This is a genomic window from uncultured Allofournierella sp. (assembly GCA_944382705.1).
In the GTDB taxonomy this organism is placed as follows: Bacteria; Bacillota; Clostridia; order Oscillospirales; family Ruminococcaceae; genus Allofournierella.
This window is the reverse complement of the sequence record CALWNE010000034.1, coordinates 13,311-36,583: the sequence shown is the minus strand read 5'-3', so window position 1 is coordinate 36,583 and position 23,273 is coordinate 13,311. Positions and strand designations below refer to the sequence as shown.

Genomic DNA, 23,273 nt, shown 5'->3' with positions numbered 1-23,273 from the left:
ATGCAGGTGCTGGGGTGGTTACAGACTGCCGTTAAAGACCTGAACCACGCTTGGCCAGGTGGCGGTGCCCACCTTGCCGTCCACCGTCAGGCCCTGCTGGGCCTGAAAACTCATCACGGCACTCTTGGTGGCAGGGCCAAACCGGCCGTCCACCGTTACCTTGGGCACACTGCCCCCTGCGCTGTTCAGGTAGCTTTGCAGAAAACGCACCCAGTCGCCGCTACTGCCCTGCTGGAGCACATAGCCGGGGTAACGGGTAACCACATGGGTGGGGTTGCCCGCTGCCGCCGCCTTGGTAACCTGAGCCAAGGACGCAAAGGTGTTTTTGCCCAGCAGCGCATCAGCGGTGAGGCCGAACTGAGGCTGAAAACGGCGCAGGGCGGCGGAAGTACCGGCCCCAAACACGCCGTCTGCGCTGATGGTTTGAATGCCGGAATAAACCTTGCTTAAAGCTGCCAGTTTTTTCTGCATGCTTTTGACCACGGCACCCACGGCACCGGGGGCACCCACATAGCCGGGATAGATTTCGCCCTCTCCGTAAAGGCCTGCATAGGTGTTGTAGAGTGCGCTCCAGGTGTTGGAACCAACCTTACCATCCGAGGTAAGGCCGCTCAGGGTTTGGAACTGAGCTACTGCCTTGGTTACATTTCTGCCGTACTGACCATCCACCGTAAGGCTGATGATCTGGGGCCACTTCTTGCGGATTCCGTTGAGCCAGGTTTGTACCTGAGCCACATCGGGACCCTTGCTTCCACTTTGTAATACGCGCCCGTAGTACGGGGGCTGTGCGGTTAATACTGCCATATAAGCATCCCTCCTTGGCCCCAGTATATGCGCTGGCCAACAGAAGGTGCAGCAGGCCTTTGCCCTGCCCTGTTAGCCCTGGGCCGCATCCGGGCTGGCTTACTGGGAGCCATCTGCCAGGCTTCGGGCTGTTTTAAGAGGGGTACGCCGGGTAATGGACTGGGCCAGTTCCAGCGCTGCAAAGCGGATTTCGTACCGGCTGCTTTGTTCCACCAGCTGCTGCTCCCGGCTGGTGGGGTACTGGTTGTTCTGCGCTCCCGGCACACACAAGCCCGGATACAATACGCAGAACCAATTATGCCCCTCTGCCCGGCCAATGCGAATGCGCAGGGCGTCGTATTGCCCCGCCGGCAAGGAAAACGCCGGGTAAACAGTGGTGGAAAAATGCATATTGGTTACAGACACCTGCACCGGCAGCGAGCAGCCGGCCTGGTCCAGGGTTTGGCGGGCCACCTGCTGAATGCTGTCCAGATTTTGCCGGGCCAGCTCCACCGCCTGCTGCTGGCTGGACGCTCCTGCAAACAGCGCCTGGGTGTGGCTAAGTACTGCATCCCGCACCAGCAGCTTGAGGGCCTGGTCCTGGGGCTGGTCGGAGTTGGCCTGGATGTGCAGCCGGAGAGTATTCTGCTGAAGCTGGCTGCAATCCTCGGCAAACCCTGCAAACCAGCCGCTCACCGCCACCGCCAGCAGCAAGCCACCCAGCATAGCCCATTCCAGCAGTCTGCCCCGCTGTACCTTCCATCGTTTCAAAAAAACACGCCCTTTCTACTGGTAAATCATGCCAATAGAATGGGCGTGTCTGCACAAGTTTATTCCTGTGTTCCCTTTAATTTTTGCGCGCCGGGCCACGGGAGTGGTGTTTTTTAGGAGGAAGCACCCGTGCGCCGCCCCGGTCGGGCTGCGCCACATACACCTGGCGGTAATGGCTGCTCAGCTCTCTGGCAGCCTCTCGGGCGGCTTGCTCCTGCTCAAAAATGCCAAACACCGCTGCCCCGCTGCCGGTCATCAGGCTGGCAAGGGCACCCTGCCGGGTAAGCAGTTCCTTAATGGCTCCAGTCTCCTTGGCGCCGCTGCATTCCTCCAACGCATTGCCGGTGGCTGCACAGAGGGCGTGCAGGTCCTCGGCTCGGATGGCGGCCTCCGCAGCCGCTCCATCGGGATGCACGCTGCTGCCCATGGTGTCGTACCGGGCAAAGGCCTCGGGGGTGCTTACCCCCACGCTGGGCATTACCACCACAAACCAACAGTCCGGGCAGGGGGGCAGGGGCTTCATCATATCCCCCTTGCCCTGCACCCGGCAGGTGCCGCCCAGCAGCGCAAAGGGCACATCCGCACCAATGCCTGCACCCAGAGCGCACAGCTCGCTGAGGGAAAGCTTTGCGCCATATAATTCGTTCAGCCCCACCAGCACAGCCGCTGCATCCGCACTTCCGCCCGCCATGCCTGCACGCACCGGCGTATTTTTTTGGATTTCAATTTCCACCCCAGCCAGCAGCCCGGTGTAGTGAAAAAAGGCCAGCGCCGCTTTGTAGGCGGTGTTTTTATCGTTGGCAGGCACCCGGCTTCCCGGCAAACGGAGCACCAGGTCCTGACTTTTGCGCAAAGTCACCTTTTCGTACAGGGTGATGGTTTGCATAATCATGTCCAGGGCATGGTAGCCCCCCGGCAGAAGACCGGTTACATCTAAGGTAAGGTTCAGCTTGGCAGGGGCCAGCACCGTTACCTGTTTCATAAGGAATGCTCCTTCCTTGTTATAGTGTTTTAAAAAGGAAAAACCGATGGGTGTCGATTGCCTTCACCGGGCACATCTCATGGCAGCAGAAGCAGCGGATGCAATCCCTTTTGCGGATGTGCGCCTTGCCCCCCTTAATCTGGATGGTATCTTGAGGGCATATCTCCGCACATTTGCCGCAGCCAATGCACCGGGCAGGGGCAATCACCGGGCGGGGTGCCACCAGCTTTTCCACCGCAGGCACCGCCCAGCGCAGGGCACGGGGGGCTTTATCCGCAAAGTCCACACTGCCCCAGCTGCTGGGCAGCTTGTAACCGGCAATGGGGCGGCAGAGCTGCCGCTCTCCCCTGGCCCACTCCTGGCAAAAGGATTCCTCGCACAGACCCCGGTCCATGGCGGCTTTCAGGTAAGGTACCTGTTTGGGGTCCAGATTGAGCATATGGCACAGGGCCAAATCCATCTGCAAATGGTCCTCTGCCGCTGCCACCAAACCCACCATCCGGGGAGTACCGCCCGCCGGGCCGTCCCCCTCCTGGGCCAGAATGCCATCCAGCACCGCAAAGGAAGGTTTGACCGTTTGCAGCAAATCCACCAGCATACCGCCAAAGCGTTCCCGGTCCGGGTAGCGCATATGCCACTCGGCCTTGCGCAGACCGGGAATGCAGCCAAACAGGTTTTTGGTGGCGGCAGAAAGTCCCGTCATCATGTGGGTTTTCAGCTTGGGCAGGTTGATGATTACATCGCAGTCCAGCACCGGTTCCAGCAGTTCAAATTCCTTCGCCAGGGGGGTATTCACCGGCACCATCCGGCTTTTGCACTGGGTGTACAGCTCCACCCCTTCCTGCTGGCAGACCTGCTCCAGCCCGCTTGCTTTGTAAATGGAGCGCACCAAAGCCGGGTTGTAAATGCCGCCGGGGGAATCTGCCAGCATAATGGAAGCGGCTTTGCGGCGGCGCACCGCCCGGATTACCGCCTGCACCAGCACCGGGTGGGTGGTCACCGCCCGTTCGGGGGTGTGCTTTGCCAGCAGGTTTGGTTTAAGCAGCACCCGCTTGCCCTCCAGTTGGCCGGCTGCTGCCAGGTTTTGCAGCACCTGTTCCACCGCCTGCTCCACCAGCTCCAGCTCGTACCGGGGTGCCGAAGCAAAAAACACCTGTTTATCCATGCTGCACCTGCAATTCCTCCAGGAATGCCTCGATGCGGTCCAGCGCCTGCTCCAGATGCTTGACCGAATAGGCATAGCTGATGCGCACAAAGCCCTCGCCGCACTGGCCAAAGGCCGTGCCGGGCACCACTGCCACCTGCTTTGCATACAGCAGCTTCTCGCAGAATTCTTCGCTGCTCATGCCGGTGCTGCGGATGCTGGGGAACACATAGAACGCTCCCTTTGGCTCAAAGCATTGCAGCCCCATCTGGTTGAGCCGCTTTACCAAAAAACGGCGGCGCATATCGTACTCCTGGCGCATCTGCTCAATTTCCTCGTCGCATTCCCGCATGGCCACAATGGCAGCGTGCTGGCTCACGGTGGGCGCACACATAATGCAGTTTTGGTGAAGCTTGGTCATAACCTGAAGCACCGGCTTTGGCCCGCAGGCATAGCCCAGCCGCCAGCCGGTCATGGCAAAGGCCTTGGAAAAGCCGTTCACCACAATGGTGCGTTCGGCCATGCCTGGCAGGCTGGCAATGCTCACATGACGGTTGGGGCCATAGTTCAGCTCTGCGTAAATTTCATCCGACAGCACCATAATGTTGGTGCCTTCCAGCACCTGGGCAATGGCCTCCAGGTCACTGCGTTCCATCACCGCCCCGGTAGGGTTGGAGGGGAAGGGCAGCACCAATAGCTTGGTTTTGGGGGTAATGGCCCTGCGCAGTGCCTCGGCCGTCAGGCGGAAGTCATCCTCTGCCCGCAGCTCCACCGGCACCGGAACACCCCCTGTAAGGGTGGTGATGGGTTGGTAGCACACAAAACAGGGTTCCGGGATAATGACCTCATCCCCCGGAGCTACCAGACTGCGGATGCACATATCAATGGCTTCGCTGCCGCCCACCGTTACCAGCACCTCCCCCTCCGGGTTATAGCGCAGGCCAAACCGGCGGTTCATGTAGGCGGCAATTTCCTGGCGCAGCTCCTTCATGCCTGCATTGGCGGTGTAGGTGGTGCGTCCCTTTTGCAAACTGTGGATGCCTGCATCCCGAATGCGCCAGGGGGTTTTAAAGTCCGGCTCGCCCACGCCCAGGCTGATGCAGTCCTTCATTTCCGCTGCCAAATCAAAAAATTTGCGGATGCCCGAAGGCCGCATGGCAGCAGCAGCCGGGGCAATCAAGCGTTCATAATCCATCACAGCGTTGCCCACTCTCTTTCGTCCGTTTCATCCTGCACATAGCATACGCCGTCCTTTTTGTAAGTACGCAGCACAAAATGGGTGCCGGTGGAGAGTACATCGTCCATAGGAGAAAGGCGCTTGGCCACAAACAGGGCAATTTCCTGGAAGCTATGGCCCGCAATCACCAGCTGCAAATCGTAACCGCCGCTCATAAGGGTAACGCTCTGCACCTCGTCAAAGCGGCTGATGTCCTGGGCAATCTGGTCAAAGCCATGGCTCTTTTTGGGGCGCACCCGCAGTTCGATTACTGCCTGCACCTTGTCTGGGCGCACCTTTTCCCAGTCTACCATGGCATGGTAGCCCCGGATGACCCCCTGTTTTTCCCATTCATCCATCTGGCTGGCCACCTGATGGGTAGTCTGGCCGGTCATGGCTGCCAGGTCCTCCAGCGAGAGCCGGGCATTTTGTTCCAGCAGTTTCAGCAGTCGTTCCATCGTTGTATCGCTCCCTTTGTTTAGGGCGGTCCGCCCCACATGGACAGCCGCCGGATTTTACCCCATTATAGAAAAAAATCATCGCAAAGTAAACCATGGCCAAGCAAAATCTGCTATAATAGGCCCATACGCATTTGAGGGCAGGCCCATTGCCTTGCCCCTAAGCTGAATTGAGGGAGGATTTTGGCATGAAAGCTGTTATTACCGTTGTAGGCAAGGATACTGTGGGTGTAATTGCAAAGGTGAGTGGTGTGTGCGCACAGTTGAATATCAATGTACAGGATGTGACCCAAAGCATTATGCAGGATATGTTCTGCATGATTATGCTGGTGGATTTAAGCCGCTGTTCTATTGACATTGCCTCCGTGCGCAGCCAGCTGGATGCCGTTGCCGCTGAGATGGGCATGGAACTGCACCTGACCCGTGAAGAAGTGTTCGACGCCATGCACCATATCTAATGAAGGAGACCTGCTATGAGCATGATTAATACCCACGACATTCTGGAAACCATCCAGATGATTAACTCCGAAAGTTTGGATGTGCGCACTGTTACCATGGGCATTAGCCTGCTGGACTGTGCCGACCCGGACCCCGTCAAGGCCTGCGAAAAGATTTACAACAAAATTGTAACCAAAGCAGCCCGCCTGGTGCCTGTAGTGGAAAAAATCGCCGCCGATTACGGCATTCCCATCATCAACAAGCGCATCAGCGTTACCCCCATCGCCATGCTGCTGGCCAGCGCACCCCAGGCCGATCCTGTGGAGTATGCCAAGGCCCTGGACCGGGCTGCCAAGACCGTGGGCGTAAACTTCATTGGTGGATTTGGCGCTCTGGTGCACAAGGGCTTTTCCGCCGGGGATGAACAGCTGATTCGCTCCATCCCCCAGGCACTGGCCCAAACCGATATTGTGTGCAGCAGTGTGAACATCGGCTCCACCAAAACCGGCATCAATATGGATGCAGTGCGCATGATGGGCCAGGTGGTGCGCCAGGCTGCGGAAATTACCGCCCACAACCAGTGCATGGGCGCTGCCAAGCTGGTGGTGTTCTGCAATGCGCCGGAGGACAACCCCTTCATGGCGGGTGCGTTCCACGGCGTGGGCGAGCCGGACTGTGTGGTTCATGTAGGCGTTTCCGGCCCCGGTGCGGTGCGGGCCGCTCTGGCCAAGCTGCCCAAGGACGCTCCCCTGGACGAGGTTGCCGAACTGATTAAGCGCACCGCTTTCAAAATTACCCGTATGGGCCAGCTGGTGGGCAATCTGGCCGCCAAAGAGCTGGGCGTGCCCTTCGGCATTGTGGACTTGAGCCTGGCCCCCACCCCCGCCATTGGCGACAGTGTGGCCAACATTCTGGAGGAGATGGGTCTGGAAAGCTGCGGCTGCTGCGGCACCACCGCTGCCCTGGCTCTGCTGAACGATGCCGTTAAAAAGGGCGGCGTTATGGCCTCCAACCATGTGGGCGGCCTGTCCGGTGCTTTTATCCCCGTAAGTGAGGACGACGGCATGATTCAGGCAGCCCGAAAAGGCAGCCTCACCCTGGAAAAACTGGAAGCCATGACTGCCGTGTGCAGCGTGGGCATTGACATGGTGGTGGTTCCTGGCGATACCCCTGCCGAGGTGCTCAGTGCCTTGATTGCGGACGAAGCTGCCATCGGTATGGTAAACAGCAAGACCACCGCTGTGCGTGTGATTCCCGCCATTGGCCGCAAGGCTGGCGAGGAGCTGGACTTTGGCGGCCTGCTGGGCTATGCCCCCATCATGCCCATCAGCCAGTACAGCCCCAGCCAGTTTGTCAACCGTGGCGGACGCATCCCCGCTCCCCTTCAGGCTTTGAAAAACTAACACAGGCCCCTCTTGCCCCCGGCTTGCCCCTTGGCGCCGGGGGCCTTTTATCTGGCTTTTTTGCTGTTTGCAGCAGCCCATGTATAAGCGCTTTCAAAGCCGGGCAGACTAAGGCCAGAAAAGGAGGGATTCGACCATGTCGGTATTCTACAAATTCTGCATTGTACTGTTGATTGTGGGCGGACTGAACTGGGGCCTTGTGGGCTTGTTCAGCTTCGACCTGGTGGGTTGGCTGTTCGGCGGCACTGCCAGTGCCATCAGCCGCATTATCTTTACGCTGGTGGGCCTGGCGGCACTGGGTGCAATTCCCAGTCTGTTTGTCGGGTTTGACACCGTGCAGCGCCCTGCCGAACATTGACGAAAAAAGGCTTGCTATTTCGCTTTTGCGAAGCAGCAAGCCTTTTTGTTTGCAGTTCAACTGCTGAACAAGGTCTTTTTGTTGTGCATATACACGCTGGTGACCAATCCCACGCAGAGGTACATCATCAGTGCACTGCTGCCGCCTGCCGAGATAAAGGGCAGGGTTACGCCAATCACCGGCAGCAAAAGCAGATTCATGCCCAGATTGATGATAATCTGCCAGGCAATGGCCGCAAACACACCCACGCAGATGTAGGTGCCAATCCGGTCCTCACTGCGCAGGCCCACCACCAGGGTGCGCACCGTCACAGAAAACAGCAAAAACAGCACGATGATGCAGCCCACAAACCCCACACACTGGCCAATGTAGCTGAAGATAAAGTCGTCCTGTGCATTAATGACATAGGAGAGGTTGTCGTTAAAAAAGCCCCGGCCAAAAATCTGGCCTGCACCAATGGAAATGCGGCCGCCCTTTTGCTGCTGCATAATGTCCTTCCACTTGGGGTCATCCGGGTTGAGCAGTGCCAGGATTCGGTCTACCTGGTAGCCCTTGAGGGTATCCGGGAAGAAATTTAAAATAATGGCAAAGCCGCCGCCCCCCACAGCCAGGGCCGAAAGGATATATTTCCAGGAAAGGCCCGCTGCAAACAGCATCATGCAGCCCATGGTACCAAACACAATGGCTGTGCCGTCATCACCCTGAATGTGGATGATGCCCACCGGCACCAGAATGTGCAGCAGCAGCTTGCCCAGCACCGAAGGCTGGTTAATGGTTTCCCGCACATTGTCCAGATGCATGGAAAAGGTGAGGATAAAACTGATTTTGGCCAGCTCGGTGGGCTGCAAACTAAAGGAGCCCAGGCGCAGCCAGCTGTAGTTATCGGTTCCCTGGGGGGCATCGCCAAAGGTGATGGGCCCAATGGTCAGATGGGTGAGTGTTAGCAGCACCAGGCCCCAGGTAAGCACCACATGAAGGGGCCAAAGCCTGGCCAGGCTGCGGTAGTCGATGCAGGAGAGCACAACGGCGGCAATCAGGCCCACCAGGCTAACCGCCGCCTGCATAACGGCATCCCGGTATTCACCAAGGCCGGTAATCTGGCCGGTGAAGGAATCCACCTGGAAGCCTCCCTTTCCATATCCAATGCTCAGCAGCGTTATCACACTAAGCACCGAACAACAAATACACATTAGCAGGTAAAACCAATCGGTCACCTTGAGATATTGGCGGATGACTTTCAAGGTCCCACGCCTCCTTTCCTTGCCCGGCAGGGCAGTTACCTTTTATTATAGCCCAGGGCCGCACCGCTGGCAATGATTTTGCACCGCTTTGTGTTGAACTTTACCCTGCCAGCGGCTATACTTAAACATAGACCAGCCAGGCAGCTGCCGGGGCACTGCCCCCCTGCCCTGCTGCTGGCCGTTCACCCAAAAGGGAGGAAAACCATGTATGCAGATTTTTGAAACCCACAGCCGCACCGAAACCGTGGAGCTGGGCCGCCGCTTAGCTGCACGGCTGGCTCCCGGCAGCCTTGTGTGCTTTACCGGCGGGCTGGGGGCAGGCAAAACCGCTTTTACCGAAGGGCTTGCCCAGGGCCTTGGCTGTACCGACCCGGTAAGCAGCCCCACCTTTGCTATTGTAAACTACTACCGGGGGCCCCGGCCTCTGGCCCATTTTGATTTGTACCGTATTGCCACCGAGGAGGATTTAAACGCCGCCGGGTTCTACGATTATCTGGACCAGGGGGCGGTAGTAGCCGCCGAATGGAGCGAAAATTTTGCCCAGCTTCTGGCCTTGGAGCGCCCCATCCAGGTGGACATCCAGCCCCTTGGCCCCACCCAGCGGCGCATTGCCATTGAGGGGGTGGAGCTATGATTACCTTCGGCATAGACACCAGCGGCCGCACCGTGAGCGTGGCCATTACCCAGGACGGGCAGCTGCTGTTTGAATCCTTCTGGAACGGAGGACTCACCCACAGCGAAACCCTCATGACCCTGGTGGACACGGCATTCCGCTCCACCAATCTCACCCCGCAGCAGGTGGATGTGTGGGGCGTGTGCAGCGGCCCGGGCAGCTTTACCGGGCTGCGCATCGGCATTGCCGCCGTAAAGGGCCTGAGTTTTGGCACCGGGGCCGAATGTGCCGCCGTATCCAGCCTGGAGGCACTGGCCCAGGGGCTGGTGGGCGAAGGCACCGTCATCAGCGCATTGGACGCACGGCGGGGCCAGGTGTACTGGGCCGCCTTTGACCTGGGGCCGGAGCATACCCGCCTTACTCCAGACACCGCCGCTTCGGTGGATAGCCTGGCTGAGTTTGTGGAAAATTGCAAAAAACCTTTATTTTTTGTTGGTGATGGGGCTGCCCTATGCTATAATAAGTACGATACCGTTACAGGCGTGCAGCCCTGCCCGCCTGTAATGCAATGCTGCCGGGCTGCCGCTGTCTGCCTGACGGCCGAACACATGAAGGCGCAGGGCCTTTGCACCGCTCCCGACCAGCTGCTGCCCAGCTATCATAGGCTGAGCCAGGCGGAGCGGGAGCGCCAGATGCGCCTGGAAGGAGAACCTGTAACATGACAAAACCCGTAGCTCTGGCTGCCGACCATGGCGGCTACGAACTGAAAGAAGCCATTCGCAAGCACCTGGAGGAACAGGGCATCGCCTATAAAGACTTTGGCTGCTTTGACGGCACCTCCTGCGATTATCCGGATATGGCCAAGGCCGCCTGTGATGCTGTGGTTGGCGGGGAATGCCGCTGCGCCCTGCTGTTCTGCGGCACCGGCGTGGGCATTAGCATGAGCGCCAACAAGATTCGGGGCATTCGTGCCTGCTGCTGCAGCGATGCATTCAGCGCCGAATACACCCGCCGCCACAACGACGCCAACGCCCTGTGCCTGGGTGGCCGTGTGGTGGGTGCCGGTCTGGCCACTACCCTGGTGGACCTGTTCCTGAACACCCCCTTTGAGGGCGGCCGCCACGAGGGCCGTATCCAAAAGATGATGGCTCTGGAGCAGCTGTAAGCCTGTGCATCCCCTGCTCCACCGGCTTTCGATGGGGCGTAGTTTGGCATTTTAACTTGATACATCTTTTTGAAGGAGCGTACAACTATGAGCAAGAATCCCATGATTTTGGACCATCCTCTGGTACAGCATAAGGTAAGCCACCTGCGTGATAAGAACACCGGCACCAAGGAATTTAAGGAGCTGGTAAGCGAGCTGGCCATGCTGCTGTGCTACGAGGCCACCCGTGACCTGCCCACCGAGGAAGTGGAAATTGAAACTCCCATTGCCATTGCCAAAACCCGCGTTCTGAGCGGCCGCAAGCTGGCTCTGGTGCCCATCCTGCGTGCAGGTCTGGGCATGGTGGACGGCATGCTCAGCCTGCTGCCCGCCGCCAAGGTTGGCCATATTGGCCTGTACCGCAACGAGGAGACCCTGGAGCCTGTGGAATACTACTGCAAGCTGCCCAGCGACATTGCCGAGCGTGATGTTCTGGTTTTGGATCCCATGCTGGCCACCGGCGGCAGCGCAGCCGACGCTATCTCCCAGATTAAAAAGCGGGGCGCCAAGAGCATTAAGTTCCTGGCCATTCTGGCTGCTCCCGAAGGTTTGGAGCGGCTGCACAACGCCCATCCCGATGTGGACATCTATGTGGCCGCTCTGGACGAAAAGCTGAACGAAAACGGCTACATTGTTCCCGGCCTTGGCGACGCTGGCGACCGTATCTTCGGCACCAAGTAATTGTGACGCACAGAGTGTGAGGTGCTCGTTTTTTTATGAAAACTGTTATAAAATCTTTCGCCGTAAGCCTGCTGCTTACCGCAGTGATTGCTGCCGCCTTTGCGGTGTTTGAACAGGGCACCTTTTTTACCCCCTTCATCAATCGAGTAACCGAGGTTTGCCTGGGTTTGCTGCTGGTGGCGGTATGGTATCTTTTTGCGGTGAGCATCTGGCCCAGCCGCAAGCCTGCCCCCAGCGAACCCCCGCAGCCCGAACCAGAGCAGCAGCCCCAGCCTCAAGAGCCTCTGCCGGCCGAGCCTTCCTCTGCTGCCTCTGAGCCAGAAGCGGTAAACAGCGAAAACACCGTATTTGTTCCCCCGGCTCCTGCTCCTCAGGAGGAACCGGCTCCTGCACAGGAACCGGAGACCGAGGAACAGCCTGACCAGCAGCCAGCCCAGCAGCCCCCCTCCAAGCGCAAAAAACTGAATGCTGCACAGCGGCGGCGCCGCCGGGAAAAGCAACAGGCCGAAAAGAACCGCCAGCGGGCGCAGGCACTGGAACAGGCTGCACAAAAAAAGCAGCAGCAACGCCAGCAGCGGCAGGAACAGGATGTGCTGCTTCAGCAGCAAAAACTGGAGCAGCTGCAAAAGCAGGCACAGGCCAAAGGCAAACTGCCGCCAGAGCAGCCTTCCCATGAAGCTGATGCTGCCCAGGCTTCTGCCGACGATTGATTGACCCTTTGCGAGCACGATGGGCGCTGCAAGACTGCAAGCATTCCCTGATTGTTCTGCAAAGAGCATCTGCCCTTGCAAAAAGGCCGTGGCCCACAGGAGGAATTTCCTCTGTGGGCCATGGCCTTTTTTATCTGAACATCGGTTTTTAAACCTTCTGTTCCTTCTATGCCCCCACCTGCCGCCATGCTCCTTGAGCAGGCAGCAGGTGGGGACTTTTGATTGTTCCGGGCAAGCTTAGCCTTCCTGGAATACAACCTGGCTGGTGCCGTTCTCGCCCACTGCAATGGTAAAGCTTTCGGCCTTCAAATCCATGGTGAGGGTGGCGTTGTGGCCATCCTTTTCCCAGCGCAGGGTAATCTGGTGGGCAGCGGGCTGCTCCACGGTAAGCTTTGCATCCCAGCCAAAGGCGGGGCAGGTGTTGCGCAGGTGCAGCAGCTCCAGCTGGCGGCGTACCACAGGCTGATTCAAACCGTCCTTTGCCTGCTCCAGGGTCAGGTTGGTGCGGTTGATTTCCTTGTGGCCCGCACCACCGCTGCGGCGTACTGCTTCCAGGTCGTTGCGACCTGCAAACAAATCCAGATACCACACCTGGGGCTTGCCGGGCATGAACAGCTGCAAGGCACGGGCCATGAGCATCCGGCGGTCGCTTTCGCCCAGGGCGCTGTAATAGGTGCAGTTCACCTGGTAGTACATATTCTTGGCGCCATGCAGGTCCTTTACAAGGCCGCCCCGGCCCTTGAGGGTCTCCACTAGAGCCTCAATGCGTTCTTCGGGCAGCAGGCCCTTCAAGTCCAGCACGGGAATGCCGTCGTGGCAGCCCAGCATATTTACCACCCGCATACCCTTGGTCTGGATGTCCTCAATCCAGCGCACCAGGTACTCAAAGTTCTGGTGGTCAAAGGCATCCAGCAGCAGACCCGGCAGGAAGAAATCGTAGGTAATGCAGCCGGACTGACAGAGTTTTTCGTGGGTCTTTTCTCCGTAGCTGGAGTGAATCTCCGGCAGGATGCTCAGGCCATACTGCTGGGCAATGCCGCCCACCCGCTGGAGCATCTCCCAGGTGTCCGGCTCGTTCAGGAAGTTGCGGGCGCCGGGGGTCTTGGGTGCGTAGGCAAAGGCATCCAAACGGATAATCCGGGCGCCGTAGTCTGCCAGCTTGCGCAGGGTTTCGTCGTAGAACTGCCATACCAGAGGGGAAGCCACATTTAGGTCCATCTGGCCCAGGTAGCTGCGGCGGCTCTCCAGCAGATCCACCACCGCTGCTTTGTGGTTCTCAAATGCGCCAAAGTCCATGGCGGCGGGCTTTTCGCCCCGCTCCAGTGCCTGGTTTACCAGCTGGGCAATCTGGCTGGCAGCCTGGTACTGAATGCCCAGGCACTCCACCAGCTGGCTGGCATCCACCGGACGGTAGCGAACCTCCTGGTAGAAGGTGTTCCAGTAGGGTACCTCCCGGCCGTCCGGCATCCGCACCATCAGAATGGGCAGGCCGGGCTTGCGGAAGAACATCTCCCGAATCAGTTCTTCGTCGGGCTGGATGTATCCCTCCGGGGTCATCTGGCCGTGGCCCTGCCAGAACTTGTTCCAATCAATGAAAAAGTCCTTGTAGGGAGAATTTTCGCCGTTCTTCAGCAGGTCCTGAAACTGGGGCGACAGCACCGAAGCATGGTTCAAAATCAAATCAAACTTCATGTCAATGCCCAGCTGGCCCAAAGCGTCCAGATCCTGCTGCGTGGCGTAACATTCGTTCAGGTTGTAGTCAATCACCGAGAAACCCCGGTCCAGGTCGGTATTAAATACGCTGGGCAGGATGTAAAAGGCATCAAACACCTGCTTAAATTCAGGCTGGCGCAGCAGGTCCACAATCTGGGCCATGGTGCCGCCCATGCTGTCCGGGTAGGCATTCAGCATTACACCGGCGGAAAGTGCAGTTTTCTGTTCCATTGTATTGTTCCTTTTCCTTCTATTACAGGGTTTCCATCATGGCCCGGTACTCGCCGTAGCTCAGCAGCTGGCCGCTCTTGGACAAAATCGCAGCTGCCTTGTGTGCCTGAGAGGCCAGCAGAGAGGCAGTTTCGCTTTTGCCAACGCCGGAACCGCCGCACACGCTGATGACGCAGCGCTGCAGGGGCTTGTTTTCCAGCTGTGCAATCATCTGGTCCACCAGCTAGGGCAGAATGGTCTTGGCCTTGGCCACATGGCTCTCGGTAATCAGCACCTTGTCGCCGGGCATATCGCCGTGGGGGATGGATTCGGGCAGAGTGAGGGCATCCAGACGCTGTGCCAGACCCTCACGGGCGGCTTTCAGGGTATTGAGCAGAGTGTTGTTCATGTGTTTGTTCTCCTTTTTGCTGTATAACAATTCTATCAAAACATTTGAAAGGCCGGTTTGACTTCCCCCTGCCGCTATGGGATAATAACGGGTAGATTTTGCAGCGAGAGGAGCAACAGCCCTATGGCAACCTTAAAAGATGTGGCCAGACTGTCCGGCGTGACGGTGACCACTATTTCCCGGATGCTGAACAACCGGGCCAATGTGAGCGAAAAAACCAAAGCCAAAATTTTAGCAGCCATGGAAGAACTGGACTACCACCCCAACGAGCTGGCCCAGTCTCTTATCAAACAAAAAAGCAGCTTTATTGGCCTGATTGTGCCATCTGCCAAGCATTTCTTTTTTGGGGCCGTCATCGACTGGGTGGAGCGGTTTGTGTGCGCCAATGGCTACAAGCTGCTTTTGTGTGTTTCGGACCTGGACGCCCAGAAGGAAATTGAGTATTTCCATATGCTTAAAAGCAACAAGGTGGCCGGGGTGATTCTGGCCAGCCATACCCAGAACCTGCTGGACCATGTGAATGTGGCCAACCTGCCTGTGGTTACCCTCGACCGCACTTTGGCCCCCTCCATCCCCAGTGCCTGCGCAGACAACTATTCTGGTGGGTGGCAGGCCGCAGAACATCTGCTGGGCAAGGGCTGCCAGCACCTGGCCTACATCAGCGGCAGTGCCGAAATGGAGATGGACGCCAACAAACGGTTTGTGGGTTTTTGCGATGCCTGCCGCCAGCGAGGTGCCGCTTTGCCGGTAATGGTGGATGCCAGCGAGCGGGATTTTATCTCCATGCGCTACCAGCCGGTGATTCATCACCTGTTCCAGACACATCCGCAAGTGGATGGGGTGTTTTGTTCCAACGACATCATTGCCGCACAGGTGCTGCAATATTGCAGCCAGCAGGGCATTGAGGTGCCCCACCGTTTGAGGGTGGTGGGCTACGATGACACCGATTTGGCCTGCCTGACCACTCCTCCCCTGACCACCATCCACCAGCCGGTGGAGGATTTATGCCGCTGGGCTGTGGAGCGGATTGTGGCCGGTGCCGAAGCAGCCAGCCCAGACAGCGTGGTGCTGCCGGTAACTTTGGTGGAACGGGAAAGCACCTGACCGGCCCAAAAGCCAGCCAAGGGCCCTTTGCCGGTTGTTCCCTCCCTCATAATAAAAGATGCAGGGCAAAATATCAATCGTTTGACATTTTGCCCTTTGTAGAAAAATCCCCCCAGGCTTTTGTGTAGGATAAACAAAAGCTTGGGGGGTGTTAATTTTAGGTTAATTATCTTCTTTTGTAAATTTTCGAACCCGGAAGTGATTGATGATTCGAGCAGCGCAATAAGGACTAAGCAAATACATAAAAGCTTTCATTTTTTCTTTCATTGAAACAGGTGCTTTAAATGCGCATACCGCCTCTTTTTGGCATACACTTTTAATTTGCTTATACAAATCCTCATGCTTTTGCTTTACTCCGCACCCAATGATTGTATTAATACAATCGCAATGGGTATGCCAGTTTGCATAACGGCATGCATCCACCAGTGAGGGAGTTTCTTTAACAAGTCTGGAACGAATAAACTTTTGTGCATTGATGCTGCTGTTAATCACAAACAAGCTGAATTTTGTCATTCCGCTTTCTGGATTATCTACACGGTAATAGTATACCTTTTTATGCCCTACCGCAACTCTTTGAGCGCGCTGAAAACAATCTACCGAAAAACTGAAGCCTTCTCCACTAAAAAACTTGGTACAAAATTCCAGATTGTTCTTGCGAATCAAATCCATACTAATCATTTTATTCCAGGGCGCAATAATGAATTTATAGTATAGGATTGCCGCTGCAGCCTGTTCACCGCTCCAAACCTCAACCGAATCTTGTGTTTTATCCTCGGTCAAGCCTTCGGTAGATACAAACCTTCTTGCTTGTGGTGTTAGCGCAATTTCAGCCCTATTTTCTTTAATTAACCGGTAAAAATACGAAACATAGTCTGTCGCAACACAATCATCCTGATCAATCAAACACACATAGGCACCTGTTGCCCGGCGCAGGGCATTGTTTCGGGCTGCACTCACTCCTGCATTTTCTTGATGCAGTGCAATAACACGAGAATCTTTGCGAGCAAACTCATCAATCAGTGCTCCGGAATTATCTTTAGAGCCATCGTTCACCAAAAACACTTCAATGTTTTGATAATCCTGTGCCAGAATAGAATTCACACATTCCGGCAAAAACCGCTGGCCATTATAAACCGGCACAATAATGCTGATTTTTTCCTGTTGACAACTCATTGTTACTCCTTTCAGCTCATTCTTTCCTCTGCCATTTTCTTAACATGTTGCTGAACCATTGTTAAAAACTCGTCGGTTTTCTTGCGTTCCTGATTCAGAATTTGGTTGACTCGTTCAAAATCAACGGGTCTGTTCAGCACATCAAAATCCTCAAAATCATTTGCATGCCGGTGGCCAGCTTCAACCAGATTCAAAAACTCGGATAGACGGCAGGAATAATCGCTGGGATAAATGCAGATAGGTTCTGTATTCATATTCATGGAAAACGCCGTAGCATGGAACGAATCCGTCAACACGATAGAGGCGTTATCAATTAAGGAAACGAACTCCAAAATATCCGGAATAAGCAAGCTTTTCCCGTTTTTAATCATCTGATCGAAACGAGTGCAGAAACGATATAATTTTAATCCTGTGCGCTTTTGCAATTCTTCTGCGTATTGATCAAATTCCTTACTTCTCTGCAGATTATAGATAAGAATGTAGTCCTCTTTGATTTTTCGAGCCGGAGCAACTTTGCGCCAAAATTCCGGAGTCATAGACAAAGTTGGATCCAGAATTCGGTAAACATTTTGATAGTTATACTGCTCTTTAAGCAGCGGAACTCCGCTTTCTTCTCGCACAGTAATAAAATTATACCGGTCGATGTAACGCTTGGAATCCCTTACTTCTTGTTCCGATACTTTTGAGCGTCCAAAGCTAGATGCGTAGGCATATTTAGGTTTTTCATCTGGTACAAAGCTAAGATACATAGGCGGAATAATTCCCTTATTCCATCCAGCATTCCAAACTTGGTCACTTCCAGAAAAATAGACATCTGCACAATCTTTGAATCGGCTGAAATCTTCGTTGTTCAAATATACATTTGAGTCAATGTTAAGATATTGTTTTTGAAATTTCCCAAAAACACGCTTCCACCACAAAAGTGTGGGAAGGATAACCGGAATCTTTAAAGGATTTCCTTTCACAAATGTTTTAAGCAGACCCATTCCATAGGTATCGCTCCGTCTATAATCAATAAAAACAACATCATCAAAATACTCTTTCAATTTTTCCTGAGTTGCATATGCTTGTAACTGCGTTCCGTAGTTGCATACAGTGTGCAATGTAATTACTGCGGCTTTCATCCATTTCCTCCATTATTTTATGTATTAAAAAGATGCTTGTACTTATTGAAATAATAAAATCTTATAGCAAAAAATAGAATCTCTGTAAGCGATCGAACGAGCGCAATATTGAACAAGGTAAAGGAATTTGTAAAAACCAGGAATACTAGCAATGCAATATGAAGCAAAACAGAGCAAATGGTGGAAACAGTTGCCTCCTTTTCTTTGCCTATTGCACCCAGTACTGGCCAACCAAACATTACCGCCAAGAATCCGAAAAACAGCACCGGAATTAGTGCCCGAAAAACAGGTACCGCAACCAGATACTGCTCGCCGCCCAAAACATCTAGTGCTGTTCCAGCAAAGACATACGCAACGCAGCAACCTACCGCAATAATGGGCAACAGCGCTCTAATCATTTTTTGTATCAATGTAATATTGCGATTTTTTATCATTTCCGGATACACACCATCTGCGAGAGGTGTATAACACGCCTGAATAGCGTTAATCACCTGCATACAAACACTCCAGTATGCCACCTGCGAAGAGCTGATTTGTACTCCAATGATTAAAGTGCTTAGAGCATTGAATGAAGTTGAAGCTGCGCTTGAAAAGAAATACACCATAGACTGCCTGATGCTTTGAATCGCCTTTTCAAAGCCTGTAAACCTCGGCTTTAGACCAAGTTTAATTACTTCGTAGACTGCCATCAAAACAGCAATCAGTGAACTCAAAATATCAAACACAGGAATCAAAAGCAGTTGTGCATCGCTCTTGACAAAAACAAATGTAAGAATGGTTGATATTGTTTTCATTACAATAAATCTTATCGTAATGATATGCATAATCTCCAGGCCGCGAAACAAAAATTCCAGCAAAAAAATAGATATAAAGACCACTAAATAGGAAAGCAAAGTATACAGTGCATTGCTGCGCAAAATTGGTAAAGCAATAATTAGCGCTATCAAAGTAAACAGCGCAACAATCCCCAGCAGCATCTTTCCTGCAATAGTGTCACCAATTACGACTTCTAATTCATGCTTGTTATTTTTTGCTTGAATCACATCTTTTGTTGCAGACAGCACAAATCCAAAATCTACAAGGATTTGCATATAGCTCATAACTGATTTGACATAGGCTACAGTACCATACGCATCGGTGGATAAAACACGCGTTAAATAGGGCAATGTCACGAATGGAAAAAACATTTTAGCGATATTAAGCGCTAAAAGCATTCCCGTGTTTTTTACTACATTTTTTTGTTTCATATCCTAACACATAAAATTTATTTTACTCTCTTTGATTGACTGTTTAAATGTATGTTATACATACCATACCCTAGTATAAAAGACAGCATCGGATTTCCAAACTGAACTGAAGAAAACATCATTGCGCTTATACACACAAAAATAGGGCCATTATTCTTAAAACCTTTATATAAAATTTTGGAAATAATATATATAAAAATAACTCCTAATATTCCCATTTCATACAAAAGTGTCCCATATCCACTTTCCACTCTGAAGGAAAAGTCCTCATAAATAAATCCATGAGGAATTCCTCCATATGCAAAAAATTCTCTTATAGCTGTAGCAACTGAATTTACTCTAGTTGCTACACTATAATCCAATTGGTACAATTGTTCAATGCTAGTTATACTATCAAGATTTGAAATAAGGTTTTTCCAAAGAACAATCATTCTCGTGTTTCCAAAAACACTTATCAAGTCATCTCCAAATTTTAACACAAAAAAAACAACTATCATTGAAATAAAAATCATGCCAATCACTTTTTCAGGTTTTTGCTTATAAATTAAAACCATTTGTTTAATAATATAGCACGCAAAAAGAATCGCTAGATAAATTAGCGAAACTGCCGATTTTGCAAAAAGCACAATTTGAATTATGCACATCGCCTGAAATAATATTTTACTTTTTTTAAATTGACTTGCAATCAAAAAGAAAAATATCATCATGTATCCATAAAATGAAGGTTCAGAAGCAAGCCCAATAACTCCTCTTGCGCCTCCAGTCCTTGCGTTAGACACAAATTGCATCATGAAATTAGGATAGATATATGCCTGTATAGCTCCTACTAAAAACCATATGGAAATAAATAATTTTTCCCAAAATTCATTTATCCCATTGTTAGCTATCAGCATATTATATACAGCAGTACTAACTACAAACAAACTTACATAGTTAAAAGTCTTCCTTAGTACTAGAAATTTTTCAGACGGCTTTGCTAAAATTATTGTAACCAATGCTCCAACAACAATTAAAATATAAATCCATATAATATTATAGAATATTTTTGGAATTTTTACTTTTCTTACGACTACACAAAATACACATGCCATAATAAATGCATATGGCTGTGTGTCGCTTGGAATCGGCAACAAATAGAGGAATGGAACAAAACAAAAAAAACACAACAAAAAACTAATCGGTTTCAGCAGCTTTATCATTTTATTTTCAACCAACCTATTAAATACACAAAATAATCAACATAATTTTTCTACTAAAAGGCATCTTCCACTGCATCAATTTCCAAAAGTCTTTACGCAATTGATTCTTCAATTTCACTCTTATTGCTTGTAATTTAGGGTCGGACTTATCATATCCAGATACAAGCATTTTAGTGAGTATTGTAAAATTGGCTCTTGCTAGATTAATTTTTGAATATTCCTCAAACTCTGGAGAAACACTTTTTGCGATTCTATTCCAAACATCAATGTATTCTAAATCTTTCTGCGTAACCGGCGATTTTGTAACCCCAGATTCATTAACAAAATAGTAATACAAAATTTTATTGGAAGAAACCATCCATGTGGCCGACGAAAAGAAATCAAAATTTGCTGCTACATCCTCACTGATTGTGCCTTCAATAAACGAAAAATTCTTTAGTGCATCACGACGAATTAGCTTATTCCAAATGCTGTAGTTGCTCTTTTCTCCGTTGACCCTAAAAAAATATTCCATCATCCGCTTCTGATTCCACAATTCTATATGCTCAGAAATCTTGGGTAATGGATGTCGCTCACTGCTTACTTGAACTGATTCGCATTGCGCAATCTGCGCTTGGGGATATTTTTTAAATAAGCCAAGCAGATATTCATACATTTCAGGCGCAATCCAATCATCACTATCCACAAATCCAATGTATTCGCCTGCAGCACAAGCCAGTGCTGCATTTCTAGCAGCACCCGCTCCTCCATTTTGTTTATGAATTACACGAATCCGGCTATCTTTCTTTGCCCATTCGTCACACATTTGAGGACACCTGTCCGGAGATCCGTCATCTACCAAAATCAATTCAAAATCTGTAAAAGTTTGATTCAAGATAGCGTTAATGCATCGGTCAAGATAAGCTTCTACCTTGTAGACAGGCACAATAATACTAATTTGTGGCATATTGTTTACCCCCCTGCTTTTCTCTCCTCATACCGAACAATACAGCTATTGCAGGCAACTGTTTTAAAACAAAAATCATCATTGCTTCCATCAAAAACACTAAAACAGTATTCCCAACAATAAGTAATAATGGGTCAGCAAGCCCCAATCGCACAAGCAATGTACGACTTACCCCCAAGGTGATTCCATTAAACAAATAAATCTGCAACGAATATTGACCTGCCAGTTCTAAAAGCCGATTCTTTCCACATGCAGTAATCCATGTACTCAACTGTATGGCAAGCCAGCAAGCGGCAACAGCAACCAGAATGTTGGTAAAACGATTTCCAATCCATCCCAGAGTAACTACCAATAGAAAACTTGCGCATCCAATCAATTGGTTGTGCTTTAAAATCCTTTTTTCGTATTCTCTGTAATATCCACCCAGTAAATAGAAGAACAGATAGTACGATGCCTGATCGACTCGGAACAACTGAGGAAAAGCAAAAAAACGAGTGGCAATCATTAATACCGCACTAATCGCAAACAAAGCATTTCTATTGCCGTAAGTCACCCACAGACCTGTTACTGCCTGCACTAAAAACATGGCAATTAAAAACCAAAAATATCCGCCATATAGCAAGATGTTGAGTATAGAATTTTGAATATTAGACGGGTTGTGCACAAAACTTTGCAAAAACAATCTGGGCAGCATATCAACCACTCCCATTGCAAAGCACGGCAGCAACAATCTTTTGCAGTGTTTTTGCAGCCAATTTGCCGGAGAGTCAATTTTTTGAACGGATGTCAAATATCCCGAAAGAATAAAAAACAGTGGCATATGAAACGAGTTAATAAAGTTACTCAACACCACACACCACTGGGCTTGTGCCCGCAAGTCAATAGGGTATCGAATAATCGAATGTTCCAAAACTACCAAAAACGCCGCTATCCCTCGGCAGGTCATCAAGTTGTGATTTACCTGTTTCATCAGCTCTTATCGCTCCGCTTTTAATCTGGCAAACAATTTTGTGTTGCCAGACTTTACTTTGGAAATGGTGCAGCCTTCCCAATAGGTCAAAAGTACGCTGCGCATTTTAATGGGCAAAATCATTAGCTTCATCATTCCCGACTGAGGTCTCATATAACGCAGAGCCGTGCGACAGCAATCAGAAGTGATAATTTGCTTGATTTGCGCTTTTTTCTCTCTGGCGGTTAAGTCGCATTTTTGATTGGTCAAATTTTCAATGCAACCAATCAAGCGTTCAACATACCGTCGAGAAATCATTTCTCTGCTTGCTTCATCGTGGATGTTCCAGTAACCATACAGTTCCAGCATCCACTGATGTTCTTCCTCTCGCTTTTGATACATCCTAGGATTGTACTTTGCCGTTTCGGATTCAGCACGCTTGCGCAAAAAATGGTAATAGGCATTTTTCATGACAGCCACACGCTCAACATTACGCACCACGCTTAAGCAGAAGGGGAAATCGTCCCAAAATGTGGTAGGAAAGTAAAGTTCGTTATCTTTCAGATAGCTAGCCAAAAACAATTTATTCCAGGGTGTGTACAGCAAATTTTTATCGAACAAGCGGTAGGCATCCCGACGAAATTCTTGTTGACTTTCATATACCCGGCTATCCACACATTGCGTCTGCGTGTACTTTTCGGTGTCGGTGTAGTATGTATCAATGTAAAAACCAGTTACCACCAGTTGCAGACTGTGCCGCTCTGCCAAAGCCACCATATCTTCCAGCATGGTGGGTTCTGCCCAATCGTCAGAATCCATAAAATAAAAATATTTTCCGCTCGCCTGCTTCATGGCCATATTCCGGGCGCTGGGTGCACCACCATTTTCTTTGTGAATCACATGAATGCGGGAATCTTGCTTAGCATACTCATCGCAAATTTTTCCGCTATTGTCAGGTGTTCCATCGTCCACCGCCCAGAGTTCCCAGTTTTGAAATGTCTGTTGCTGAATGCTCTCAATGGATTTCCCTACATATTCTTCTACTTTATATACCGGCATGATAATGCTTACCATTGGATTTTGATTCATAATTCCGCACTCCTCTTTTATTACCACTTTCAAGTTGTAGGGCAATATATGTGATGTAACCCCAATTTTTCAGCGTCTAGTCAAGAACAATATTTTGCAATATGAAAT

26 protein-coding genes are annotated in these 23,273 nt (G+C 51.5%); 9 read left to right on the top strand and 17 right to left on the bottom strand.

Annotation, left to right across the window (positions count from 1 at the left end; translation table 11 throughout):
- Window positions 1-18: 18 nt before the first annotated feature.
- The 6 genes from ACH2EM_RS05080 to ACH2EM_RS05055 all read right to left on the bottom strand — a co-directional run bounded on the left by ACH2EM_RS05080 (window position 19) and on the right by ACH2EM_RS05055 (window position 5,354).
- Window positions 19-804 carry a peptidoglycan-binding protein gene (locus ACH2EM_RS05080; protein WP_395151048.1) on the bottom strand — a complete coding sequence of 262 codons (786 nt, stop codon included), beginning with the start codon at window positions 802-804 and terminating at the stop codon, window positions 19-21.
- 99 nt (window positions 805-903) lie between these two features.
- Window positions 904-1,554 (bottom strand): stage II sporulation protein R, encoded by a 651-nt coding sequence (locus ACH2EM_RS05075; protein ID WP_395151047.1) that lies wholly within the window; start codon window positions 1,552-1,554, stop codon window positions 904-906.
- Between the two features lie 76 nt (window positions 1,555-1,630).
- On the bottom strand, window positions 1,631-2,536 hold the full coding sequence (gene ispE, locus ACH2EM_RS05070; protein ID WP_395151046.1) for a 4-(cytidine 5'-diphospho)-2-C-methyl-D-erythritol kinase: 906 nt from the start codon (window positions 2,534-2,536) through the stop codon (window positions 1,631-1,633).
- A 19-nt stretch (window positions 2,537-2,555) separates the two neighbouring features.
- Entirely contained in the window at window positions 2,556-3,701 is a 1,146-nt protein-coding gene (locus tag ACH2EM_RS05065; protein ID WP_395151045.1) for a DUF362 domain-containing protein, read from the bottom strand.
- The gene (locus tag ACH2EM_RS05060; protein WP_395151072.1) at window positions 3,694-4,875 is read right to left on the bottom strand and encodes a pyridoxal phosphate-dependent aminotransferase; all 1,182 of its coding nucleotides are present in this window, start codon (window positions 4,873-4,875) and stop codon (window positions 3,694-3,696) included. The genes ACH2EM_RS05065 and ACH2EM_RS05060 overlap by 8 nt, the downstream gene beginning before the upstream one ends.
- On the bottom strand, window positions 4,875-5,354 hold the full coding sequence (locus ACH2EM_RS05055) for an Lrp/AsnC family transcriptional regulator (RefSeq protein WP_395151044.1): 480 nt from the start codon (window positions 5,352-5,354) through the stop codon (window positions 4,875-4,877). The genes ACH2EM_RS05060 and ACH2EM_RS05055 overlap by 1 nt, the downstream gene beginning before the upstream one ends.
- Before the next feature lie 188 nt (window positions 5,355-5,542).
- Between ACH2EM_RS05055 and ACH2EM_RS05050 the strand changes: the two genes are divergently transcribed.
- From ACH2EM_RS05050 to ACH2EM_RS05040, 3 genes are all read left to right on the top strand, one after another.
- Entirely contained in the window at window positions 5,543-5,812 is a 270-nt protein-coding gene (locus ACH2EM_RS05050) for an ACT domain-containing protein (protein ID WP_395151043.1), read from the top strand.
- A gap of 21 nt (window positions 5,813-5,833) precedes the next feature.
- Window positions 5,834-7,195: a PFL family protein gene (locus ACH2EM_RS05045; RefSeq protein WP_395151071.1), complete on the top strand. Its 1,362-nt coding sequence runs from the start codon at window positions 5,834-5,836 to the stop codon at window positions 7,193-7,195.
- 136 nt (window positions 7,196-7,331) lie between these two features.
- A complete protein-coding gene (locus ACH2EM_RS05040; protein WP_395151042.1) occupies window positions 7,332-7,553 on the top strand; it encodes a DUF378 domain-containing protein in 222 nt (73 codons plus the stop codon).
- A 56-nt stretch (window positions 7,554-7,609) separates the two neighbouring features.
- Here ACH2EM_RS05040 and ACH2EM_RS05035 read toward each other — a convergent pair whose 3' ends face one another.
- Window positions 7,610-8,794, bottom strand: coding sequence for an FtsW/RodA/SpoVE family cell cycle protein (locus tag ACH2EM_RS05035; protein ID WP_395151041.1), 1,185 nt, complete (start codon window positions 8,792-8,794; stop codon window positions 7,610-7,612).
- A 208-nt stretch (window positions 8,795-9,002) separates the two neighbouring features.
- Between ACH2EM_RS05035 and tsaE the strand changes: the two genes are divergently transcribed.
- The 5 genes from tsaE to ACH2EM_RS05010 all read left to right on the top strand — a co-directional run bounded on the left by tsaE (window position 9,003) and on the right by ACH2EM_RS05010 (window position 12,002).
- On the top strand, window positions 9,003-9,428 hold the full coding sequence (tsaE, locus tag ACH2EM_RS05030) for a tRNA (adenosine(37)-N6)-threonylcarbamoyltransferase complex ATPase subunit type 1 TsaE (protein ID WP_395151040.1): 426 nt from the start codon (window positions 9,003-9,005) through the stop codon (window positions 9,426-9,428).
- Window positions 9,425-10,129 carry a tRNA (adenosine(37)-N6)-threonylcarbamoyltransferase complex dimerization subunit type 1 TsaB gene (gene tsaB, locus ACH2EM_RS05025; protein ID WP_395151039.1) on the top strand — a complete coding sequence of 235 codons (705 nt, stop codon included), beginning with the start codon at window positions 9,425-9,427 and terminating at the stop codon, window positions 10,127-10,129. Before tsaE ends, tsaB begins: the two co-directional genes overlap by 4 nt.
- Window positions 10,126-10,572, top strand: a complete 447-nt coding sequence (rpiB, locus tag ACH2EM_RS05020) for a ribose 5-phosphate isomerase B (protein WP_395151038.1) — start codon at window positions 10,126-10,128, stop codon at window positions 10,570-10,572. The genes tsaB and rpiB overlap by 4 nt, the downstream gene beginning before the upstream one ends.
- An 87-nt stretch (window positions 10,573-10,659) precedes the next feature.
- Window positions 10,660-11,292, top strand: a complete 633-nt coding sequence (upp, locus tag ACH2EM_RS05015) for a uracil phosphoribosyltransferase (RefSeq protein ID WP_395151037.1) — start codon at window positions 10,660-10,662, stop codon at window positions 11,290-11,292.
- 35 nt (window positions 11,293-11,327) lie between these two features.
- Window positions 11,328-12,002: a hypothetical protein gene (locus ACH2EM_RS05010; RefSeq protein ID WP_395151036.1), complete on the top strand. Its 675-nt coding sequence runs from the start codon at window positions 11,328-11,330 to the stop codon at window positions 12,000-12,002.
- Window positions 12,003-12,239: 237 nt separating this feature from the next.
- Here the strand turns inward: ACH2EM_RS05010 and ACH2EM_RS05005 are convergent, their stop codons facing one another.
- From ACH2EM_RS05005 to ACH2EM_RS04995, 3 genes are read right to left on the bottom strand one after another with little or no spacing between them, the layout of a single operon-like run.
- Window positions 12,240-13,946 (bottom strand): glycosidase, encoded by a 1,707-nt coding sequence (locus ACH2EM_RS05005; protein WP_395151035.1) that lies wholly within the window; start codon window positions 13,944-13,946, stop codon window positions 12,240-12,242.
- Window positions 13,947-13,968: 22 nt separating this feature from the next.
- Window positions 13,969-14,157, bottom strand: coding sequence for a hypothetical protein (locus tag ACH2EM_RS05000; RefSeq protein WP_395151034.1), 189 nt, complete (start codon window positions 14,155-14,157; stop codon window positions 13,969-13,971).
- 12 nt (window positions 14,158-14,169) lie between these two features.
- Window positions 14,170-14,334 carry a hypothetical protein gene (locus ACH2EM_RS04995; RefSeq protein WP_395151032.1) on the bottom strand — a complete coding sequence of 55 codons (165 nt, stop codon included), beginning with the start codon at window positions 14,332-14,334 and terminating at the stop codon, window positions 14,170-14,172.
- A 123-nt stretch (window positions 14,335-14,457) separates the two neighbouring features.
- Here ACH2EM_RS04995 and ACH2EM_RS04990 point away from each other — a divergent pair, with 123 nt between their 5' ends.
- Window positions 14,458-15,438, top strand: a complete 981-nt coding sequence (locus ACH2EM_RS04990) for a LacI family DNA-binding transcriptional regulator (RefSeq protein WP_395151031.1) — start codon at window positions 14,458-14,460, stop codon at window positions 15,436-15,438.
- Window positions 15,439-15,600: 162 nt separating this feature from the next.
- Here ACH2EM_RS04990 and ACH2EM_RS04985 read toward each other — a convergent pair whose 3' ends face one another.
- The 7 genes from ACH2EM_RS04985 to ACH2EM_RS04955 are packed head-to-tail and all read right to left on the bottom strand — an operon-like array spanning window position 15,601 to window position 23,165.
- On the bottom strand, window positions 15,601-16,611 hold the full coding sequence (locus ACH2EM_RS04985) for a glycosyltransferase family 2 protein (RefSeq protein WP_395151029.1): 1,011 nt from the start codon (window positions 16,609-16,611) through the stop codon (window positions 15,601-15,603).
- An 11-nt stretch (window positions 16,612-16,622) separates the two neighbouring features.
- Window positions 16,623-17,735, bottom strand: a complete 1,113-nt coding sequence (locus ACH2EM_RS04980) for a polysaccharide pyruvyl transferase family protein (protein ID WP_395151028.1) — start codon at window positions 17,733-17,735, stop codon at window positions 16,623-16,625.
- 17 nt (window positions 17,736-17,752) lie between these two features.
- On the bottom strand, window positions 17,753-18,982 hold the full coding sequence (locus ACH2EM_RS04975) for an oligosaccharide flippase family protein (protein WP_395151027.1): 1,230 nt from the start codon (window positions 18,980-18,982) through the stop codon (window positions 17,753-17,755).
- Window positions 18,983-18,999: 17 nt separating this feature from the next.
- Window positions 19,000-20,181: a hypothetical protein gene (locus tag ACH2EM_RS04970; protein WP_395151026.1), complete on the bottom strand. Its 1,182-nt coding sequence runs from the start codon at window positions 20,179-20,181 to the stop codon at window positions 19,000-19,002.
- 19 nt (window positions 20,182-20,200) lie between these two features.
- A complete protein-coding gene (locus ACH2EM_RS04965) occupies window positions 20,201-21,127 on the bottom strand; it encodes a glycosyltransferase family 2 protein (RefSeq protein WP_395151024.1) in 927 nt (308 codons plus the stop codon).
- Window positions 21,114-22,097 (bottom strand): acyltransferase family protein, encoded by a 984-nt coding sequence (locus ACH2EM_RS04960; protein WP_395151023.1) that lies wholly within the window; start codon window positions 22,095-22,097, stop codon window positions 21,114-21,116. The genes ACH2EM_RS04965 and ACH2EM_RS04960 overlap by 14 nt, the downstream gene beginning before the upstream one ends.
- Before the next feature lie 6 nt (window positions 22,098-22,103).
- Window positions 22,104-23,165 carry a glycosyltransferase family 2 protein gene (locus tag ACH2EM_RS04955; RefSeq protein ID WP_395151022.1) on the bottom strand — a complete coding sequence of 354 codons (1,062 nt, stop codon included), beginning with the start codon at window positions 23,163-23,165 and terminating at the stop codon, window positions 22,104-22,106.
- Window positions 23,166-23,273 lie beyond the last annotated feature (108 nt).

What these genes read in the sequence shown, in the direction of transcription:
- ACH2EM_RS05000 (WP_395151034.1), bottom strand. Translation starts at nt 14,157, where the DNA reads ATGATTGCACAGCTGGAAAACAAGCCCCTGCAGCGCTGCGTCATCAGC.
- rpiB (WP_395151038.1), top strand. Translation starts at nt 10,126, where the DNA reads ATGACAAAACCCGTAGCTCTGGCTGCCGACCATGGCGGCTACGAACTG.
- ACH2EM_RS04980 (WP_395151028.1), bottom strand. Translation starts at nt 17,735, where the DNA reads ATGAAAGCCGCAGTAATTACATTGCACACTGTATGCAACTACGGAACG.
- tsaB (WP_395151039.1), top strand. Translation starts at nt 9,425, where the DNA reads ATGATTACCTTCGGCATAGACACCAGCGGCCGCACCGTGAGCGTGGCC.
- ACH2EM_RS04995 (WP_395151032.1), bottom strand. Translation starts at nt 14,334, where the DNA reads ATGAACAACACTCTGCTCAATACCCTGAAAGCCGCCCGTGAGGGTCTG.
- ACH2EM_RS05055 (WP_395151044.1), bottom strand. Translation starts at nt 5,354, where the DNA reads ATGGAACGACTGCTGAAACTGCTGGAACAAAATGCCCGGCTCTCGCTG.
- ACH2EM_RS04975 (WP_395151027.1), bottom strand. Translation starts at nt 18,982, where the DNA reads ATGAAACAAAAAAATGTAGTAAAAAACACGGGAATGCTTTTAGCGCTT.
- upp (WP_395151037.1), top strand. Translation starts at nt 10,660, where the DNA reads ATGAGCAAGAATCCCATGATTTTGGACCATCCTCTGGTACAGCATAAG.
- ACH2EM_RS05060 (WP_395151072.1), bottom strand. Translation starts at nt 4,875, where the DNA reads ATGGATTATGAACGCTTGATTGCCCCGGCTGCTGCTGCCATGCGGCCT.
- ACH2EM_RS05065 (WP_395151045.1), bottom strand. Translation starts at nt 3,701, where the DNA reads ATGGATAAACAGGTGTTTTTTGCTTCGGCACCCCGGTACGAGCTGGAG.
- ACH2EM_RS05010 (WP_395151036.1), top strand. Translation starts at nt 11,328, where the DNA reads ATGAAAACTGTTATAAAATCTTTCGCCGTAAGCCTGCTGCTTACCGCA.
- ACH2EM_RS05045 (WP_395151071.1), top strand. Translation starts at nt 5,834, where the DNA reads ATGATTAATACCCACGACATTCTGGAAACCATCCAGATGATTAACTCC.
- ACH2EM_RS04970 (WP_395151026.1), bottom strand. Translation starts at nt 20,181, where the DNA reads ATGATAAAGCTGCTGAAACCGATTAGTTTTTTGTTGTGTTTTTTTTGT.
- tsaE (WP_395151040.1), top strand. Translation starts at nt 9,003, where the DNA reads ATGCAGATTTTTGAAACCCACAGCCGCACCGAAACCGTGGAGCTGGGC.
- ispE (WP_395151046.1), bottom strand. Translation starts at nt 2,536, where the DNA reads ATGAAACAGGTAACGGTGCTGGCCCCTGCCAAGCTGAACCTTACCTTA.
- ACH2EM_RS05080 (WP_395151048.1), bottom strand. Translation starts at nt 804, where the DNA reads ATGGCAGTATTAACCGCACAGCCCCCGTACTACGGGCGCGTATTACAA.
- ACH2EM_RS05005 (WP_395151035.1), bottom strand. Translation starts at nt 13,946, where the DNA reads ATGGAACAGAAAACTGCACTTTCCGCCGGTGTAATGCTGAATGCCTAC.
- ACH2EM_RS05050 (WP_395151043.1), top strand. Translation starts at nt 5,543, where the DNA reads ATGAAAGCTGTTATTACCGTTGTAGGCAAGGATACTGTGGGTGTAATT.
- ACH2EM_RS04990 (WP_395151031.1), top strand. Translation starts at nt 14,458, where the DNA reads ATGGCAACCTTAAAAGATGTGGCCAGACTGTCCGGCGTGACGGTGACC.
- ACH2EM_RS04955 (WP_395151022.1), bottom strand. Translation starts at nt 23,165, where the DNA reads ATGAATCAAAATCCAATGGTAAGCATTATCATGCCGGTATATAAAGTA.
- ACH2EM_RS04965 (WP_395151024.1), bottom strand. Translation starts at nt 21,127, where the DNA reads ATGCCACAAATTAGTATTATTGTGCCTGTCTACAAGGTAGAAGCTTAT.
- ACH2EM_RS04960 (WP_395151023.1), bottom strand. Translation starts at nt 22,097, where the DNA reads ATGAAACAGGTAAATCACAACTTGATGACCTGCCGAGGGATAGCGGCG.
- ACH2EM_RS04985 (WP_395151029.1), bottom strand. Translation starts at nt 16,611, where the DNA reads ATGAGTTGTCAACAGGAAAAAATCAGCATTATTGTGCCGGTTTATAAT.
- ACH2EM_RS05040 (WP_395151042.1), top strand. Translation starts at nt 7,332, where the DNA reads ATGTCGGTATTCTACAAATTCTGCATTGTACTGTTGATTGTGGGCGGA.